Annotated in this window: 13 protein-coding genes; 4 read left to right on the forward strand and 9 right to left on the reverse strand. The window is 41.9% G+C overall.

The window, feature by feature from the left end:
- Positions 1-843 carry a YitT family protein gene (locus tag SPD53_RS05420; protein WP_336251853.1) on the reverse strand — a complete coding sequence of 281 codons (843 nt, stop codon included), beginning with the start codon at positions 841-843 and terminating at the stop codon, positions 1-3.
- 355 nt (positions 844-1,198) lie between these two features.
- Here SPD53_RS05420 and SPD53_RS05425 point away from each other — a divergent pair, with 355 nt between their 5' ends.
- Positions 1,199-2,065, forward strand: a complete 867-nt coding sequence (locus SPD53_RS05425) for a DegV family protein (RefSeq protein WP_336251854.1) — start codon at positions 1,199-1,201, stop codon at positions 2,063-2,065.
- Between the two features lie 531 nt (positions 2,066-2,596).
- Here SPD53_RS05425 and SPD53_RS05430 read toward each other — a convergent pair.
- From SPD53_RS05430 to SPD53_RS05455, 6 genes are all read right to left on the reverse strand, one after another.
- Positions 2,597-4,111, reverse strand: coding sequence for an alpha-amylase family glycosyl hydrolase (locus SPD53_RS05430; RefSeq protein WP_336251855.1), 1,515 nt, complete (start codon positions 4,109-4,111; stop codon positions 2,597-2,599).
- Positions 4,112-4,496: 385 nt separating this feature from the next.
- Positions 4,497-4,859, reverse strand: a complete 363-nt coding sequence (locus SPD53_RS05435; protein WP_336251856.1) for a YisL family protein — start codon at positions 4,857-4,859, stop codon at positions 4,497-4,499.
- 210 nt (positions 4,860-5,069) lie between these two features.
- Entirely contained in the window at positions 5,070-6,233 is a 1,164-nt protein-coding gene (locus SPD53_RS05440; RefSeq protein WP_336251857.1) for a DUF418 domain-containing protein, read from the reverse strand.
- Between the two features lie 78 nt (positions 6,234-6,311).
- The gene (gene addA, locus SPD53_RS05445) at positions 6,312-10,040 is read right to left on the reverse strand and encodes a helicase-exonuclease AddAB subunit AddA (protein WP_336251858.1); all 3,729 of its coding nucleotides are present in this window, start codon (positions 10,038-10,040) and stop codon (positions 6,312-6,314) included.
- The gene (gene addB / locus SPD53_RS05450) at positions 10,040-13,528 is read right to left on the reverse strand and encodes a helicase-exonuclease AddAB subunit AddB (protein WP_336251859.1); all 3,489 of its coding nucleotides are present in this window, start codon (positions 13,526-13,528) and stop codon (positions 10,040-10,042) included. Before addB ends, addA begins: the two co-directional genes overlap by 1 nt.
- A 159-nt stretch (positions 13,529-13,687) precedes the next feature.
- A complete protein-coding gene (locus SPD53_RS05455) occupies positions 13,688-14,350 on the reverse strand; it encodes a TVP38/TMEM64 family protein (protein WP_156854610.1) in 663 nt (220 codons plus the stop codon).
- Between the two features lie 186 nt (positions 14,351-14,536).
- Between SPD53_RS05455 and SPD53_RS05460 the strand changes: the two genes are divergently transcribed.
- A complete protein-coding gene (locus SPD53_RS05460) occupies positions 14,537-14,920 on the forward strand; it encodes a hypothetical protein (RefSeq protein WP_336251860.1) in 384 nt (127 codons plus the stop codon).
- On the opposite strand, the gene SPD53_RS05465 is transcribed toward SPD53_RS05460, so the two are convergent.
- Both SPD53_RS05465 and SPD53_RS05470 read right to left on the reverse strand, forming a co-directional pair.
- Positions 14,901-15,452 (reverse strand): competence protein ComK, encoded by a 552-nt coding sequence (locus SPD53_RS05465; RefSeq protein WP_336251861.1) that lies wholly within the window; start codon positions 15,450-15,452, stop codon positions 14,901-14,903. The two genes, SPD53_RS05460 and SPD53_RS05465, sit on opposite strands and share 20 nt — an antisense overlap.
- Before the next feature lie 660 nt (positions 15,453-16,112).
- Positions 16,113-17,108, reverse strand: a complete 996-nt coding sequence (locus SPD53_RS05470; protein ID WP_336251862.1) for a lipoate--protein ligase — start codon at positions 17,106-17,108, stop codon at positions 16,113-16,115.
- Positions 17,109-17,340: 232 nt separating this feature from the next.
- Between SPD53_RS05470 and yhfH the strand changes: the two genes are divergently transcribed.
- Together yhfH and pepF are read left to right on the forward strand one after the other, a co-directional pair.
- The gene (gene yhfH / locus SPD53_RS05475) at positions 17,341-17,469 is read left to right on the forward strand and encodes a protein YhfH (RefSeq protein WP_156854614.1); all 129 of its coding nucleotides are present in this window, start codon (positions 17,341-17,343) and stop codon (positions 17,467-17,469) included.
- Between the two features lie 211 nt (positions 17,470-17,680).
- Complete coding sequence (gene pepF, locus SPD53_RS05480; RefSeq protein ID WP_336251863.1) at positions 17,681-19,501, forward strand: oligoendopeptidase F; 1,821 nt, start codon at positions 17,681-17,683, stop codon at positions 19,499-19,501.
- Positions 19,502-19,520 lie beyond the last annotated feature (19 nt).

A 19,520-nucleotide genomic window follows, 5' to 3' on the forward strand; every position in this document is an offset into this window, starting at 1 on the left:
CTAATCCTTTCTAAAATAGCCATAGACTGCGGTTGTTTCCACTACGTTTGTGAATGCATCCGGGTCTACTTCTTTAATAATCTTCTCGACGTCATATAATTCATAACGGCTCAACACCAGATAGACCATCTTCTTCTCTATCTTCGTATAGGCTCCCTGTGCAGGAAGGAAAGTAATCCCTCTAATAAATCGACTATGGATTGCTTCTTGCAGTTCTTCCGGCTTTTGCGTAACAATCATTACCGTCAGTTTCACATGGCGAGTGTGGATCATGTCGATCACCCTTGTTGTCACATAGAGCGCAATTAATGTATAAAGCGCGTTCTCCGGTGAGTAAAGTACCCCGGCAAGCAGGATAATAATTCCGTTAAGCGCCATTAAATACGTGCCGACCGGCTTATCATTCACGCGTGATAATAACATCGCGATGATATCCATTCCCCCGGTTGAAGCCCCAATCTTTAAGGAGATCCCGATACCAGCACCTGCAATCACACCACCAAATACTGCATTCAGCATAATATCCTCTGATAATGCAATAACCGGCATGACCTCAAGAAATATTGTCGAGAACAACACAGAGATTCCACTATAAATTGTAAACCCTTTTCCTACTTTAAACCAGCCTAAGACGAATACCGGTATGTTCAAGAGAAATAGGAATATCCCTGTTCCGATATGCATCCCAAGGAAATCCTGAAAAATACTCGATAAGAGCTGAGCTGCACCCGCAAAGCCGCTTGCATAAACGTTAGCCGTAATTAGAAAAAAGTTAAGCGACACTGCTAATAAAAAAGCACCGATAATGACGATGAATATTCGTTTAGCTTCCATCATAAACATGAGCGTTCCTCCTGTATTAATAATTTGTTCAAAAAAGAAGATAAAAAAGACCAAGTTCGCTTAGGAACACAAGCGTCCTTGCACAACCAACACTAGCACGTCCTGTGCATCGAATTTCGAGGCAGTAAGATTCTAGCAACGAAATGTACGTTATTAGAGGAGCGGAAAAACTAGCCAACGAGCTTTCACTGGATGCGGAAGGTTTTTAGAACTTCCTCTTTCAAGAAGTGTCTTTTTTACCGGAAGCTTTGAACAACCTTGACAAATTCATAACTTTTCAAATACTTTTTGACTAAATGACCTTCTCGCTTTAAACTAGAAGAAGGCAAGCAAATTGTAGATTGGAAGTGATTTGATGAACGTAAAAATTATAGCTGATTCTGCTTGTGATTTATCAAAAGACTATTATATCGAATATGGCATTGAAATGGTACCATTAAATGTCCATTTAGATAACAAAGACTATGCGGATGTAAAAGAAATCGATCCGAAAATCATTTATGATGGAATGCGGAATGGCAAAGCCCCAAAGACTTCCCAACCTTCTCCAGAGGCTTTCAAAAAAGTGTTCACCGCCTCTGCAGAAAAGAATGAGCCACTCGTCTATGTATCATTCTCCTCCGAATTATCCGGAACGTATCAAAGCGCGAAAATTATGGAAGACCAGATAAAAGCAGAATATCCGGATGCACCTATCCGGGTTATCGATTCTAAATGCGCTTCACTCGGTTACGGACTTGTCGTTCTTCATATAGCAAAAGCGGCTAAAAATGGTGCTTCTTTTGATGAAATTGTCGAAGCTGCTGAACACCAGGCACAACATATGGAACATATTTTCACTGTTGATGATTTGGAATACTTATATCGCGGCGGTCGTGTCAGCAAGACTTCCGCATTTGTCGGTAGCTTACTCAAGATAAAGCCAATTTTAAATGTAGAAGATGGTAAATTAATTCCACTTGAGAAACTGCGGGGTTCTAAAAAGGTATTGGGCCGAATGATTGAACTAATGGAAGAACGCGGAACAGATTTCCAAAATCAGACGATCGGCATCAGTCACGGAGACGATTTGGAACGGGCCGAACAACTCGCTTCCCTCATTCATGAAAAATTCAAGGTTCCAAGGGAAAATATCGTTATCGAAATGGTCGGTGCTGTTATTGGCGCCCATTCCGGACCAGGTACCCTTGCTTTATTTTTTTCCAATCAACCAAATAAATAACAGCGATAAAGACGCTTTGTTCGCAGTTTGAGGGGACATGGCGTCTTTATCCTTCTTGCTACACCTTCCTCTTCTTTATTCTAACAACTCTTACTGGGATCTGGATGCGCATCTATCCATTAGCATCCCATACATGGATAGATTATACTCATATACTGCATGCCCATATCGCCCTACTTGGATGGATTTTCCTCGTTTTATTTATTATTTTCTTATCGTTTAAGAACCCAATCGCAGCACGAAGACAAGCACTTCTCATTCTAGGAGTACTGTTTATCACGTATTAACGGTCTGTAATAATCCCACCTCCAAACATGGAAGGAAGCCCAAGATGTGAAGGTGGAGGATATACAGTCCGTAAATACCTGATTCTGTTCAACTAACATTCAGTGGGGGAGGGAAGGAAACCCCCATTGAATGAAGTTTCACTTTATCACGTCACTGTTCATGTTCCCAGCATTTCTTATTAGGGTAACAGCCAATAAATCAAAGAAACGCCCGGGCCGCTTCCCAAGCGTTTCTTCATTCTTGTTATTTCTGAATCCCTTGATCGGCCTCTTTTCTCTCTTGTTCTTTCTGTTTCTTCGATAAATAGACAACGACAAAAACAAAACCGAACAAGATAGTAGCAACCATTATAATAAGGGTCCAGTTCAAGCCGACATCATCCATCAATTGATAGACCTCCACCGATTCTCTCGGAATACCTATCCGGTAATTATCTTCTGGATTCTGACGAGCAAGGTTATCTGCTAGATAGCCGCGGAACAACATATCCGGACCGACATCGGTAACATCTATATAGCTGGATTCACTGCCATTATTGATGCCGATATACATCGTTTCTCCTTCATAAGTTCGCTTAAACACTGCATAGGAATCACGCTCATCAATCAATTCAAAGTCACCGTGTCTTAAAGAAGGGAATTCAGTTCGTAAAGAGGAAATCCGTTCATGGAACTCCATCAAGTCTTGATCCCCACTATTAAGAGGTACTGACCTTTGAGAATCTTCTGCTGTCTCCCCATACATCCCCACTTCCGTACCTTGTAAAATCAAAGGTGTTCCAGGTGTTGTATACATATACGTTAAAGCAAGTTGCCAAGCCGTTACGATATTCCTGCCATTTTCGGAAAATTTCTGGGAGAATCGTTTCGAGTATTTATCATCCACGATAAGGATACTTTGAAAATCGCTCATCTCTTTTTGTATTTCATAAATTTCTACTGGAGATTGATCAGGCATACTGAAAATATCCGAAATCATTTGTCCTATTTGATAATTATCGATCGCATCGAGTGACGTATGTTCCATAATCTCAGCTATATCAGCTTCTTCGTCAAGTATATCTCCGAGTAAATATTTGTTTGGATGACTTTCTTTTAACTCTGTTGTAAGTCGATTTAAAAAGTCAATAGATGATTGGTCAACTGCATGAAGACTCAGTCCATCGATTTTAGTCTCATCGAGCCAGAACGAAGCGGCGTCGATCAAGTATTCTTGTACATCCAGGTTATCCTGATCAAATTGTACAACACGTTCTGTCCAGTCTGGACCCGTAACTTCTTCTGTTAAAACCCAGTCCGCACGTTGGGGATCAAGTGCAATAGAATGATCCTCCGGTATGTAATTCGTAACAAATTCAAGAACAACCTTTATATCCTGCTCATGTGCAGCCTCAACGAGCTGTTCCAATTCCTCAAACGTCCCGAATTGCGGATCGATTTCTGTAAAGTCTTCCACCCAATACCCATGGAATCCATCCTCCATATTTGCCATAATCGGCGACAGAACAATCGTTGTTACACCGATTTGCGTGAGATCCTCCAACCGGTCCATAATCCCTTTAAGGTCACCACCATGGTAAGCGGCTGGGTCATCAACATCGACTGCAATATCATTGGAAAAGTCCCCATTGTTATAACGATCGACAATGATTTCGTACATGATTTCATCTTCAATTTGTCTATCTTCTGCTGCAACCGGTAACACATATATGAAAAACGAAAATAGGATTGTTAAACCGATGACTAGTTTTTTCCTCATTATCTTATCCCCACCATTTCAATTATTACTATCTTGTACTATTATTAATGAAAATAAATTTTAGTCAATTACTATTCCACAATTGTTGAAAAAACTTCAAAAGCTTTTTTATATCAAAGGCGCAAGCGCCCGTTTAGCAACGTACAAACTGGAGCACTCCGGAATGAGATAAAGGAAACACAACGAACGATAGTGAGTTGATGTTGACTTATCGATTGGAGGAGTGTGAAGTTTGATAGTTGCTGGGCGCTTGCGCCGGACGTGGCTAGTCCGGAATATCTAAGTTATCTACAGTATTTATATTTTTATAGTACGCTATGCAATAAAAAATAAGGCTGGAACATGTAGTCCAACCTCATTTTTTCATATCGAATTTAAACTCATCCTATAATGGCAGGCGGATGTATCCTAAGACAAGTACTAGGATTAGTGCGATTATGAGTTGAGCCCACCAGCCGGCAACCGGTTTGCCTTTGGTTGTTTTGACAAGAAGCATTTCCATTGCTGCAATGAGCCAGATTCCGGCAAGACCTTTCGTGATTGCCTCTGCGCCCATCGGCATGGAGAAGTTCGCCAAATAGACGTCGAATAATAAATACCCACCAGTAAAAATAATGATGAGATAGAATAAGCGTAAAATCATATGAACGATTTTTCCGCCTTTTTCGTTCCCTTGTTTATAAAGGAATAAAGCTACTAAAAATAGGATCAGTCCGAGTATCCAAGACGTGACATGCATATGAAGCATTGTATTATTACCTCCTTCAATCTGTTTGTACAGTTTACATCAATCCTCATCATACCATGTTCCAGAAGAGAATTCATTTTAGAAGCAAGGAAGGCTGGCGTCCCCGCGTGATTCGTTAACAAATTGGACACTTAAAATAATCCCTTCTTCCCCCCATGCTTTTCCTTCGCTTTCCAGCTACGACGTTTCATTTAACTTCCACCCTTCTTGCTATTTTCGCAAAGGTTGTATTGCTTTATAATTCAAACTTCGCCAAACCCATTCTAATGGACCGAATCGATAGCGGGATAACCACCATTTACTTACCAATATTTGCAAGGCAAAGATAAACACAACGATTACGAGTGAAACAGAAGGTAACACTGAATTATACAAACCAAAGCAAATACCGTAAAACAAAATAAAACTAATAACTGATTGGAGAATGTAATTACTTAAAGCTGTTCTCCCGACATAACGGAGTGGCCGAAGCAATTTCCTGCCTGATTCAGTTTGGGCCAAAACTGTTAGCAGTGTCATATAAAATAAAGCAGATGCCGTTCCGCCGAGGTTATCTTGTACATACGAGAGCCATAAAGGATTTCCTATAAGATATGGTCCAGCCTTCAAGAGCAGACTGAATAGAAACGTGATGATTAACAGCCGCTTTAGTGTATGTTCGTGTTTTTTCGGCTCATGGAACACTCGCTTTCTCGCTAAATACATGCCAAGCAAAAACAATGGCAAAAGTGTCATGGTGAGAAAAATGAAACCTATACCCGAATTAGCTAAAGACCAATCATAAAAATTTTGTTTCCAAATAAGCGGAAGCTCGTTACTCGAATAATTTTCTATCGCTTGATTGATTGCAAGTTTATCCGAAAAGTTTAATAGATCACGCACCGCATATAAAGCTGGCGTAATCAAGGCAACACTGCCAAAAAGAAGGACAGCAGCCCAAACTAATAACGTCCGCTCCTTCACTTCGATAAACAAAAGGAGGAAGAGTCCTATTAAACCATATGATAGTAGAATATCTCCATGCCAAATGAGGAATGCATGGATGAGTCCAAAGCCGATTAAACCAAATTGTCGCCGTAATAAAAATGGTGTAAAAGCGATTTCTTTCACTTGTAGACGTTCTTTCATCAACTGCCAACTGAAGCCGAATAATATGGAGAATAATGTATAAAAACTACCTTGAAAAAAGATATCAATAAACGCCTGAATGGCTCGTTCAAGCGGTGTATTCCAAACCGTTTCTGCACCACCGTATATAAAATATGGTGCTGAAAAAGCTCCAATATTCACGGTAAAAATGCCAAAGATAGCAAATCCTCTAACGATATCAATATGCTCCAAACGATTATTTACCCTCGTCGGTGCTAACTGCATCCTTCCATCCCCCTCCCTTTGGGGTCAGAGCAGTTGGGACAACTGCTCTGACCCCAATGTCCCGATTCTACTTATAGTTTACCCTTCTGGGACTTGTATGAATAGTTGTTTTTCGAAAAAGTATAAATATGCTTCTTTTACCGGCTGGTTCCAGATTCGTTCAACCGCGGCCCGGTATAGGGATAGCTGGACTTTGTATCTTTTCCTTAGTTTTTCTTCTAAGGCAGATGTAACAGGTTCGGTAATTGTATCCGTCTTATAATCCAGGATGATCCAGCCATCATCTTTTGGAATAAGGCAATCGATTACCCCCTGAATGAGTACTTCTTCCTTTTTCTCCGGATCAAATTCCGAATAGACTTCTTCGGCCTTGAGCATGAGACTAAACGGAACCTCGCGATACACCCCCTCAATCTTCCTCATATATTCCGCTAAAGGAGTGCCGTAAAAATGTTCAATCGCAGCAATATCAATAACATCTGCCTCAGTTCGTGTCAGGATTTCCTTTTCCACAAGCCGCTCGACTTCTTCTGCAATCTCTGGGGCGGTAAGAACTCTATTCAATGGCAAATGCTGCATGACCGTATGCATTGCCGTTCCCTTTTCCGCAGAACTTAGTGTCTTCTCCTTCTGCAGGAAGTTCGGCCGCTTGATGATCGGCGGCTTATAATCGGAGATCAATTGATCCGCACCATATTCATCAAAAAGCTCGCGCTGACGTTTGATTTCCGTCACCGTCTGCTTCGCCCTCGTCATTGTCGCTTCCTTGTCCGGATAATTATAATTTAACCGCTCATTGACATACTCCCGAAGCGTCTCACTCTTCACGGGAACCGGCTCCCACGCTTCAATATGTTCTTTCAATTGCTCTTTCTCTATGCTTTCATCCGCATCCAAGTTCGTTAAATCGCGCGCATGGACAATGGTGATTTCCCACCGCGAATGATCTTTACGAATCTCCTGTCCTAATCCCACTGGTAGCTCCCTCGTCCTTAGGATTTCGTTCTGTTCATGACGGATGAGTGCAGGGCCAACCCAATCAAGATACGATTTCTTCTCTAGACGATAATGTTCCGGCAGCACCCAGTCCGGATGGTCAAGTATTTTATCCCAATTATCCAATTGTTTCTGTAGTTCCCTAACATAACCAGTCATGACGAGTTTTTCCTTTGCCCTTGTGAGCGCAACATAAAGAACACGCATTTCTTCAGCGAGCTGCTCTCTTAACTTCTTCATTTTAACAGCTTCATAGAAAAGGGTCGTATATGTCAGGCGTTTGACCGGATCAATGAACTTTGTTGCAAATCCATATGTCTTATCCAACAAATACTTTTCATTTAAATCGCGTAAATTAAATTGTTTATCCATCATGCCGACAATGACAATTGGAAACTCAAGACCTTTACTCTTATGGATTGTCATAATCCGAACCACATCTTCTTGTTCACTAAGCGCACGGGCAGCTCCTAAGTCTTTCCCTTCTTCCTCCATACGCTCAATAAAGCGCAGGAATCGGAATAGTCCACGGAAACTCGTTGATTCATAGCCTCGCGCCCGGTCATAGAGCGCACGTAAATTCGCTTGGCGCTGTCTTCCACCGGGCATGCCACCGACAAAGTCATAATAGCCGGTCTCACGGTAAATATCCCATATTAATTCCGATAACGCACCGTCTCTTGCCGCACGCCTAAATTCTTTTAAGCGTTCCAAAAATGGCGCAAGCTTTGCCGTCGTTTTGTTATCATTCGCTTTTACGTAGGTTCCAAGCGCTTCATAAAAGGATCCATTCCGGTTTGCCACCCTGATTTGAGTCAGTTCATCTTCATTTAACCCGAGAATAGGTGAACGGAGTACGGAAGCAAGCGGAATATCCTGGTGTGGATTATCAATTACTTTCAATAGACTGATCATCACTTTTATTTCGATCGCTTCAAAGTATCCTTCCGAAACATCAGCATAAACTGGTATGCCTTGCTGCTTTAATTCTTCGGCAATAACTGGAGCTTGTTTCATCCCTCGAAGTAAGATGACAATATCGCGGTATTGGGCAGGACGCTGGGCACCTGTTTCTTTATCGACGACTGAAAAGGCTTCTCCGTCTCGCCCGATCCACTTTTTAATCAGCTTGGCATAAGCTCTGCCTTCGATTTGCGCCTTTTCAAGATCGCGGAAATCTTCCGCTTCTTCCGTTTCACCCTCAAGAGGCTCCACTTCTTTATCTCCATCAATTAAAATAAGCTCCGCCTCAGGACGAGCAATCGGCACCTCATCATAGCTTTTATTCCCGTAAATCAATTCAGCTGCCGCGTCATATTCTATCTCACCTAAAGCTTCATCAATAACTTGCCGGAAAATATAATTCGTCGCGTTTAAAACTTCTTCCCTGCTACGGAAGTTACTCGCGAGATCAATCCGCTTTCCAGCACCTTCCTCCATACGGAAACGTTTATATTTCTCAAGGAATAGTCTTGGTTCGGCATGCCGGAAGCGGTAGACACTCTGTTTGACGTCCCCGACCATGAATGTATTGCCTGGATTTTCCTGTTTACTCACCATTTGGATAATCGTTTCCTGCACATGGTTCGTATCCTGATATTCATCAACAAGCACTTCTGTAAATTTAGCTTGCAAATCAAGAGCGACACGGGAGGGTATTAGTGTATCCGCATCTGCCTCCTCATCCAGTAACAGCTCCAGACAGTAATGTTCCAAGTCGGAAAAATCAACAAGTGCCTTTTCCTTCTTCGCCTTCGTAAATTCTGTCTTAAACTCTTTTACAAGTCCCGTCAGTTTTTTAATGACCGGATACATTTCCTGCATCTCCGCCACATGGCGCTCTAGGGGCCTGCTCAACCATTTTTTCTGGATCGTACTAAAACTGTCCCTATAGCTCTTTCGTAAAGCTTTCACAGCTTCTTTCTTCTCTTCGTTACAATCCATTTTCTTTGACGAAAGGCGGATAAATTTATAACTGCCCATCCATTCGACAAGTTCACTCCAGGAATCTATCCGTTCTTCTGCAGCATGTAAGCCTTCGAGGTCAGAAGTGATTGTATCGATATAAGCATCGGGACCATCACTTTCCCTCGCAATCGTCAGCGCCTGTTCCATTTGCTGCCGAATACCTGTCAATGTATTCTTTATTTCGTATTTAAGGATTGGAAGAAAGTCTAAATCATTTTCCTCCCAATCTTCCGGAATATGATAGCTTTCTGCTAAATCATCAAGCCATTGTTCCGGCCAAGGGTTCTGAATTGCGAATGTGTATAACTTTAAAATCAATTCCTCAACATCAACGTCACTCCGGTCACTCGAAAAACGATCGACTACTGCAAAGAATTCATCAACGGTACTCGTCTCGTCACCGTACCATTCCTCAAATAAATCATCGAGTACATCCTGTTTAATTAAATCCATCTCCATATCATCACCAATCCGAAAGCCCGGATCAATATCTAATAGATAGGCATACTGCCGGATGACTTCGAGACAGAATGAATGAAGAGTAGAGATTGATGCGCGCTGGAGTAGGGATAACTGTTTCTTTAAGTGCACGGAATTCGGGTCCACTTCAAGCGCTCGCTCAAGAGCTGTTCCTACACGGTTACGCATTTCTTGTGCTGCTGCATTCGTAAAGGTGACGACTAGTAAGGAGTCGATATCGACCGGGTCCGCTTTGTCCAGCAGTTTTTGAATAATCCGTTCGACGAGCACTGCCGTTTTTCCAGATCCGGCTGCGGCTGCAACGAGGATATTCGTTCCTGCTGTATAAATCGCTTCTTCTTGTTCTTTTGTCCACTGTACCATTAATGTTCCTCCTCCCCTGCTATTCTCTCAAGCACTTCACTCTCAGACATGTGCTTCAGCCGGCGAAATTCATTCTCTTCTAAGCCTGTATCAAATTGACAGACAGAAAGGAATGGACAGAATTTACATGCTGTCATTTGCTGATCCTGATATGGATTGAGCTTGACTTGACCGGTTGTAATTTCAATCCCGGCCTGCTCGATCAGTCCATGGATATATTGTTGCAAATCGTGGAATGTATCTTTCGTTGCGACTTTAGACTGTTTATAAAAGTTTCCCGTTTTCGTGAGCGCAATTGGCAGCATGTCGCTATGTCCAGTTTCAAGAGCTGTATCCATACTACGGACAGTCGCCTCATCCTGAAGCAACAGTCCTTTCATTTTAAACGCTTTGAACAATTCCTTTTCCAGCTTGCTTGCTTCCATATCTGGTTGTTCACTAATCATCGGATTATGAACATGGAAATAAAGAACACCAGCAGGACTCGCCTTCATTCCAAGCCATTCCTCCGCTTGGGACAAGACGACATCAAGGTATGCAAGCATCTGCAAGGCAAGACCGTAATAAACATTCAAAAGCTTCAAACCTTGGTCACTTGATTTATAATCAATAATCCGCAAATAAAGCTCGTCATTTATTTTCGCTTGGTCGACCCGGTCAATTTGGCCGCGAAGAATTAGTTCAAAGCCATTTGGCAACTGCATTACCATTGGTTTAAGTGGTGCATTCTCACCGAAAGCGACTTCTAATCCGACAGGTGAAAAATTACTTTTCCTCGCTTGTTCACTCAAGATAAACGTTGCTCTAGCAATTGTTTCCTGTAACTTCTGTTGAATATATTTATAACGATTCGAGCTATATAATATCTGATGCTGTAAAATAGGAGCAAGCTTACCAACAGCCCGGTGCGCATAGGCACTGGAGTCTTCCTTCGATAATTCCCGGTAATCCCTGCCCTCCGTTCGAATCCACTCGGTAATGACCTTGAGCGCTTCATGGAATAACTGACCGATATTTGGCGCATCCAGCTTATACCTTCTTCTCTCTTCCAAGTTTAAACTGTATCTTGCAAAATGTTGATAAGAACAGCGATAGTATGTTTCCAGTCTACTGACACTCGCTTTAACCTGTTTTGGATAAAGTTCTTTAATCGTATCTTCGGCTAAGTCAGTCGGCAAATTCCGGTAGTAGAGACTTTGCAAAATCATATAAGTCGTATCGTTTTTCGGCTCCTGTTCCATGTACCAATTTAATACATGCCACCAGACAGCTTCCACTGGATAGCCTCGGCGATAACGGGCAAGTTGCGCCGTTAAGGCTGCTCTTGTCTTGACCGGATTCGTAATAAATCGTTCAGCACGCACAAGGTCATCCGGATCTTGAAGCAGGGATCTTTCCTTCGTCTCAGGGAAAAGATCCTCCACTCGCTTTATAAGCTGGGACGGCATTTTCCCCTTCCCTTCCTCATCACTTAATGTGTAACTAATATGCAGACGGTCCCTGGCAACGGTAAACGCAAGATACATAAAAAATTGATCATCAAGCAACTGGCGTACACTGCTTTCTGCCAGGCGGACACCATTTTGTTCAAGTAGTTCCCTTTCCCTTTCATTGATGAGTCCATCCCCAGCCGGTTTCATTGGCCAGACTCCATCATTGACCCCAAGTAAAAAAGCAACCTGAACGCGGCCAATCCGGGAGCGATCAATTGTCCCAACAATCACATGGTCCATACTCGGTGGTACATGGGCAAACTCAAGCGTCTCTAAACCTGCTTCCAGCGTCGTACGGAAGACATCAAGACTTAGTGACTCCTCGCCTGCCATTTCAACAAGCTCATCAAGGATTTTCAAGACACCATCCCACACTTGTTCCTGCTCCCGTGCTTTTTCAATTTCCCCTGCTGCGTCATCTGTTTCCCGCATTTGTTCCAATCGTTCAGGTGCCCGCACCTGTTCAAATAATTTGAATAGAACTTCACACTTTTCGCGGACGGTTTCCGCCTCCCGTATCGCCTCATCAAACCCTTGTAAAGAGTAGACAATTTGCCGACGATAACGATTAATCCGCTTCTGTTTGTCGAGCTCCCGATCTGTTTGACCCGCTTCCTCAAACCCGCGGAAACGTTGAAAGATCCATTCTTCTTCAGCAAACCAGCGCTCCCTTGTACGGATTCCATACTCTAATACATAATTCTCCAGTTCATCAATCGCATCCGCCGTCAACGGATAATGCTTATCGGCAGGTGGAACAAAACCCGTTTTCAGCACCCGGAAGACGGCATCATAGCGCCAATTCCCTTCAATTACATCAAAAATGGAGCGGATAAATTCGATAAAAGGGTGGTTCAACATCGATTTCTTCTCATCAATAAAGACAGGAATACCATGATCTTCAAAAATTGTATCAATTAGATCATGATAAACATTTGCTTCCCGCATAAAGACAGCAAAATCACGATAACGGTAATCTTGTTCCCGAACGAGCCGAAGAATTTCCTGAGCGGCTCCTTCCACTTCCGCTCGTGGATGTACCGCCTCAGCAATTTGAATCGGAACTTCACCTTCATAAGTTGGAGCAGGTCTTGTGTCAAAATATTTTTCCATATGGAGAAAGTAAGGACGCTCCTTGAATCTGCCGTTCTCCGGGTAAAATTCCAGCTGCTCCTCAAGCGGAACATCATTCGCTTCTGCTAGTTGCACGAGCTGATGATAGGTTTCCTTCGTCTGATAAAACAGGTCAAGCTCTGCTGGTTCTTCTTTCGTATCGTCCACCGTAAGCACGACAGTAACCGTCTTACATTTCTTCAGTAAGGCTTCTACTACCGCAAGTTCATTTGGTGTAAATTGGTGAAAACCGTCCAAATAAATTTCAGCATATTCCAGCAGACGGGATGTACCGATTTTTTCCGCAAGCAATTGGAGCTGGTCTTCGCTATCAATATAGTGAGGCGCCAGGCGCTCGGTTAAACGTTCATAAATATATAACAAATCCCGCAATTTCATTTCCAGACTTACTTCATTTGGCTCCTTATGGACATATTTTTCTATTCCCGCAATTTCTTGCTGCAAAATTTCCGGGGTGACCTGGTATCGTTTAAATTCAGTTATCATCCGTTCGAGCTCTTGGAGAAATCCTTGTTTTTCCAATGCTTTTTTAAAGGTATACCATTCCCCTTGTTTTTCTTCAATAATCTTCCGGAGCATCATTTGAATACCGATCGAGCTAATAAATTGTCTTGTCCCGCCGCCGACTTCTTGCAAGATGCGCCAGGCGAGCCGTGAGAAACTAGCTACTTGTGCGCGGATGCTTCCGTCAATTCCTTCCGCGGTGAATAGGGCGCGTTCTTGTTGGAAGGTCATTTGGTCGGGTACGATATAAAATATTGGTTTGCCGTGCGGGCTTTCCAACAGTTTTTCTTTAATTTCTTCAATGACAATTTGACTTTTATCTGTTCCGGAACGCCCAGTAATAAAGCGTATTCCCATAGGTATCCTCCTCTAATGATCAAAATCTATTTACAAATAGTTAAATGTACTTTATCTAATCCGAAAAGCGTAGGTATGTGTTGGGCTTCCTGCACCCGAGTATAAAGCAAAAGGCTTATATCCCTAGTTTACCAGAGATATAAGCCTGCTCCTATATTTTTAGTTTGTTCTTTTTGGATAGTTTTTCTCCATTACTTTGCGCTGTAATCGGCCTTCAAGGTATTTGCCAATGAACCAGAATAACCCCACTCCGATGAGTACGACGATTGTTTTCATCGGGTTTTTGGCAAATTCCATCATACTTGATCCGACGTAAGCGATAGAGAATATCATCACCGCTTTCCCGAGCAGCACAGCCAGAATAAACTGTTGTGCGCTAATCCTTGAAAAGCCTGCGACAATATTAATTATTGCAGATGGAGAAAATGGAAAACAAAGTAAAAGAAACAATGGACCAAAGCCATGCCGTTCTACCCAGCTCGTCACCCGGGAGACTTGTTTGTTTTGCTTAATCTTTCGTTCCACCCATTCGGCATTTGATAACTTTCGCATGAGCAAGAAAACAAGAATCGCACCAACACAAGCACCGATCCATGAATAGAGAAAACCTTTCAACAAACCATAAGCAGCAGCATTCGCCAAGACAAATACCATAAGCGGTAAAAATGGCAAGAGCGCTTCAATAAAAGGCAATAAAATTCCCGGTAAAGGGCCTAATCCTTCATACTGGTTCAATAGTTGTTGAATAAATTCCTCAATTTCTTCATTTTGTAATTTCGTTCTCCAATTTTGAAATGTAATGGTCGTTGATAATAAGTACATGTAAGCCTAATCTCCTCAGCATAGATGAACACGTTTCTTATAGTTTAAATTATCTTTCAGAAATATCCTAGTTTAACATCACTAAATTTTGCCACTTTCTTTTTTCTCTTTTATTATAGTATTTTTTTCAAGTTTGTCGTATAATAAACTAAAGCAAACACATGTTCTCTTAAAGGAGGATGGTTCATGCGATTTATTACGGAAGAGGAATACGCAATCGCTTCCCGTTTCCTATTTCTTTCGATGGCAATTGTTGTAATGAGACAAGACATCCAGCATGTTGACGAAGGGCCGTTTAAAATTAAAGCGCCCTATCTGGAACTTTTGAAGAAAATGGAGTCTTTGGCGTTAGAAGAGCGAAGGGGATTAAAATTCAAGATGAAGAAACAAAATATAGAAGTCATTACGCTAAACAAAAATGATTCCTTCTCCTCTTTTCTGTTTCTTTGCCAAGGCAGAGAGGAAAAACGGAACTATTTCAATCCTTCCATCCGCAAAAAAGTGGAACTGATTATCAAAGAACATCTCGTTCAAGCGCTCAAGGCCGACTCTAATCGCGTTCATTCTTAAAAGTATTCGGCGCGTCAAATGGATTCGGGGTCTCGGCTATCATCCCTTTCCCCATATGGTGTAAACGGCTATTCAATCTATAACGGAACTGGGCTGTTCGACGTACTTGATTGGTTAACGAACCGTAAGACACATCAAGGGTGATTGTTTTTCCATTGATAAAAAGTACTTCAGTATCTCCTTCAGTTAACGGTATCACGTCATCAACATGGGAATGAGAGAGCCAAGAACACTTTGGGCTTGTCGGAGAGTATGTAGGCAGGAAATACATGCCACTTGTGGGATCAATGGAAACAGGAACTTTGTGGGTGAACCCGCTAATGACGCGGCTTCCTTCCTGCCTTCCTTTCAGGCTACTCCCGAAGAACATACAGGCTTCATCGATGAGTTTACTTGGGGATTTATCGCTAACGTACTCTGCCGACTCATCCAAGATATAACTGATGAGTCTGCCCTCTTTATCACGGCTCGCGATAATAGCCATTGTCAACGGACTGATTTCATGAGAAGAGGTAAATATTTTTGCATTCATTTAGAAACTTCCTTTCCATGAGAAAAAGAAAGTGGCTTGAACATATAATAACAAAGACCCATTAAAAAAGAAAGACATAAAACCAAATCTTTAGAAAAAAACCAACAAACTGATAAAAATGTCGTTAAATAATCATTTTTTAAAACAAAAAAAGACCTAGACATTCCACCTTCGTCAAGGTCTATTAACTCAAATCTCCCTAATCACTTTCATCCAACGTAAGTGTCTCGCTCGTTCACTAATTATCGCGTTCTAATCGCCGTTCAATTGCCCGGTGGACGGATGCGCATTCTAGAGCACAGCCGAAGCCTCCTTGGGCTACCGCTCTGCGGGATCTTCGGACTCGCAGGAGTCACAGTCCATCGCGCAAATGAACTGTTAGAGAGTGTTATTATTAATGGAAAGTATCCCACCATGATAGGTGTCCTCTTACTAAAATGAAAAGTAGTGCTCCAAATTAGGCCTTTCCTCGGAGCAGTCCAGACACCTCGAGACTCCTGCGGGAGGATAGGCCTGGCGAGACCCCACAGCGCGATAGCGCGAGGAGGCTTGCCGGCCGCCCGCGGAAAGCGAGAGGTGTCTGGACTGCGGACCTCCAGGAGAAGGTTGGCTCACGCTGAATAAAAGAAATCAGCAGTTTATTGACTAGGAGTCTAGGATTTAATAAATCAAATTAATGAAATCTTCTTTGGAGATTTTCCCAAGATAATGTGAAACAGGGAAGTCTTCGAGTGCTGCTTCAATTGTTTTTCGGTCATGACGGAGACCAATTAATTTATTCTCCAAGTCTTTAATTTCCCCAATTCCGAAGAAGTCACCAAAAATCGTGCAATCCTCAATGATACCTTTTTTCACATTTAGACGAACGTCAACAAGGCCTGCAGGGAATTTGTGAGATTCCTGAATGTTGAATGACGGTGACTTACCATAGTTCCATTCCCACTTTTGATAACGGTTGCGGGAAATCTCATGGATTTTTTCCCAGTCTTCATCTGTCAGTACATATTGTGGAACGTCTTTGACATCATCGACGTTAAACACATGCTTCAAAATCATTTCTTTAAATTCTTCAATCGTCAGCTTGTCTTCTAAGTATTCATTAATATTTGCTACACGACTTCGAATTGATTTTATTCCTTTCGATTCTATTTTTATCTTTTTAACTTTCAATGCTTTCGTCAGTTCATCGATTTTCGAATTTAACATTAGTGTACCATGACTAAACATTCTGCCTCTCGTAGAAAACATGGCGTTTCCGGAAATTTTTCTTCCTTCAACTGCAATATCGTTTCTACCTTGTAACTCAGCTGGTACCCCTCTTTCATTCAATGCATCAACAATCGGCTGGGTGAACTTCTGGAAGTTTTGGAAGCTCTCCCCGTCATCCTTCGTAATAAAGCTGAAATTCAAGTTCTCTTCATCGTGATACACTGCACCGCCACCGGATAATCGGCGAACAACTTTAATATTATTCGCTTCTACATAATCCGTGTTAATTTCTTCAATCGTGTTCTGGTTTCTTCCGATAATAATGGAAGGTCCATTCACATAAAAGAGCAAGTATGTATCCGTTTCTCCGAAGTTTTCCAAAATATATTCTTCAATGGCGAGGTTGATCATTGGATCGGTAATTCCTTTGTTATCAATAAATTTCATTGCCTGGCCTCCTCTTGATTATCTATATAAATATTCTAATGGAAACAAAATTCTAAAGCAATAAATAAAGCCAGGCTAACGTGTAGTATAACAACGTTTTCGCCGCATATTATATAATAGTCAAAAAAGTTTTTCAAAAATGTATTAAAACAGCGTTGACAAATCACACTCTGTTATATTACAATACATTCAACAGGTAATTAATTGACAAACAAACGAGGAGGAACCACGCATGCTAGGTTTAGTTGAGTTTTTCAAAAGTTTACCAAAGAAGAAGTGCAACAAATGCGGTCAGGATATTTATGAAAAAGCTGACTGCTATGGCAATATTTGTGATGAATGTGATCATCCTGCAAGATAGTCACGCGCTTCATTTGTTTTACAGAACCTATTCACTCTAGTTTAGTTTCCAACTGTATTACAACACCATATTTCTCCTTTTAAGACAGTTGTTCATAAGAACATCTGTCATTTTTTTCTTTCCCTTCTTTTGAAAGATTCTATCATTTTATTTTTATTTGTATTATAATCATTTAGAGTATCGAAATAAATAACTAAAAGGGGACTCGAAAATGACTGTTCATACAAATAGACGTGCCGAGCGCCGGGATGTACCAGAGGAACAAAAATGGAACCTAGCGGACTTGTTCCCAACCCCTCAAAACTGGAAGCTTGAGCTCAATAATTTGGAAAAAGAAACGGATCAGGTGGCTATCTTTAGGGGTAAAATAACAGAAAGTGCGACTACTCTGCTCCAAGCACTAAAAGCTCTTGAAAGCTACCGGGAAAAAGTTGTTCGTGTAGCTACCTATTCGAATTTAAAAGCGAGTGCAGATGGGTCTGACCCCGCCAATCAGCGGGACGTGGCGCTCACCAGCAGTGTATTAGCGAGGATTAATGCAAAACTTTCCTTTTTCCATTCGGAGTTGCTGGAATTAACGAGCGATAAGGTCCAGCACTTCCTAGCAAGTGAACCAAAACTAAAAAATTATGAAAAAATACTTTACGACGCATTAGAAGATAAACCCCATACCCTTGCACCCGAAGTGGAGGAAACACTGGCAGCACTCCATGAAGTCCATGGTTCCCCTCACCAGATTTATCAACGGGCAAAAACAGCGGACATGCAATTTGACCCGATCACCAATGCGGAAAGTGTCGAGCTGCCGATGTCTGAATCATTATATGAGGACCGTTATGAGTTCTCAGCCGATACAACAACGCGAAGGAATGCCTATAAGTCTTTTACGAAAACATTGGATAAATATAAAAATACATTTGCTCACCTTTATGCAACAGAAGTCACAAAACAAGTGACAATGGCAAAGCTCCGAAAGTTCCCGTCTGTAACCGACATGCTGCTTGCACCTCAGCAGGTGACAAAAGAAATGTACCATAATCAGCTTGATATCATCGGAAAAGAATTAGCACCACATATGCAGCGATACGCAAAGTTAAAGAAAGAGAAACTTGGTCTTCGGGAATTACATTATTGTGATTTAAAAGCTCCACTCGATCCTTCACTCAATCCAAAAACGACTTATGAAGAAGCTACGGATATTATTCTTGACGCGCTATCAATCATGGGTCCGGAATATCATGAAATTATGAAGAAATCTATTTATGATGGGTGGGTTGACCGGGCGGACAATATTGGAAAGGCAAACGGAGCTTTCTGTTCGAGTCCGTATGGAGTGCACCCGTATATTTTGATTACATGGACAGATACAATGCGAGGTGCATTCGTACTCGCTCATGAGATGGGCCATGCCGGACATTTCTACCTTGCCGGGAAAAATCAATCCTTCATGAATACACGCCCGTCAACCTATTTTGTTGAGGCTCCATCGACATTAAACGAATTGCTACTAGCGGAACGTCTTCTGCAGGAAACAGAAGATGTCCGGATGAAGCGCTGGGTCATTACCCAATTACTCGGTACATATCACCATAACTTCATTACCCATTTACTTGAAGGCGAATTACAACGTCGAGTCTATGATTTAGCGGAAAATGGTGTGCCACTCACAGCTGATGTGTTAACGGAGCAGAAACTAGATGTGATCAAGAATTTCTGGGGTGATAGTATTACGGTCGATGATCGGGTCGGATTAACATGGATGAGGCAGCAGCATTACTATATGGGACTCTATCCGTATACGTATTCTGCTGGACTCACAGTATCAACAGCTGTTGCTCAGATGATTAAAGAAGAAGGACGCCCTGCTATAAATCGCTGGTTAGACGTATTAAAAGCTGGCGGCACGAAGAAACCACTTGATTTGATTAAACTAGCTGGGGTAGATATGTCTAAGCCTGATGCAATAAAAGTGACGATCGATTATGTCGGTTCGTTGGTTGATGAATTAATTGCAAGCTATGAAAATGAATAAAGTGAAACTTCATTCAGTG

Origin of the sequence: Oceanobacillus sp. MO10714A, from assembly GCF_037072045.1 — a bacterium.
Classification (GTDB): domain Bacteria; phylum Bacillota; class Bacilli; order Bacillales; family Amphibacillaceae; genus Oceanobacillus; species Oceanobacillus indicireducens.

Bases quoted from the DNA above. Each gene is read 5' to 3' on its own strand.
- SPD53_RS05455 (WP_156854610.1), bottom strand. From the start codon at position 14,350: ATGTACTTATTATCAACGACCATTACATTTCAAAATTGGAGAACGAAA.
- yhfH (WP_156854614.1), top strand. From the start codon at position 17,341: ATGCTAGGTTTAGTTGAGTTTTTCAAAAGTTTACCAAAGAAGAAGTGC.
- SPD53_RS05420 (WP_336251853.1), bottom strand. From the start codon at position 843: ATGTTTATGATGGAAGCTAAACGAATATTCATCGTCATTATCGGTGCT.
- addA (WP_336251858.1), bottom strand. From the start codon at position 10,040: ATGGTACAGTGGACAAAAGAACAAGAAGAAGCGATTTATACAGCAGGA.
- addB (WP_336251859.1), bottom strand. From the start codon at position 13,528: ATGGGAATACGCTTTATTACTGGGCGTTCCGGAACAGATAAAAGTCAA.
- SPD53_RS05465 (WP_336251861.1), bottom strand. From the start codon at position 15,452: ATGAATGCAAAAATATTTACCTCTTCTCATGAAATCAGTCCGTTGACA.
- SPD53_RS05430 (WP_336251855.1), bottom strand. From the start codon at position 4,111: ATGAGGAAAAAACTAGTCATCGGTTTAACAATCCTATTTTCGTTTTTC.
- SPD53_RS05435 (WP_336251856.1), bottom strand. From the start codon at position 4,859: ATGCTTCATATGCATGTCACGTCTTGGATACTCGGACTGATCCTATTT.
- pepF (WP_336251863.1), top strand. From the start codon at position 17,681: ATGACTGTTCATACAAATAGACGTGCCGAGCGCCGGGATGTACCAGAG.
- SPD53_RS05470 (WP_336251862.1), bottom strand. From the start codon at position 17,108: ATGAAATTTATTGATAACAAAGGAATTACCGATCCAATGATCAACCTC.
- SPD53_RS05460 (WP_336251860.1), top strand. From the start codon at position 14,537: ATGCGATTTATTACGGAAGAGGAATACGCAATCGCTTCCCGTTTCCTA.
- SPD53_RS05425 (WP_336251854.1), top strand. From the start codon at position 1,199: ATGAACGTAAAAATTATAGCTGATTCTGCTTGTGATTTATCAAAAGAC.
- SPD53_RS05440 (WP_336251857.1), bottom strand. From the start codon at position 6,233: ATGCAGTTAGCACCGACGAGGGTAAATAATCGTTTGGAGCATATTGAT.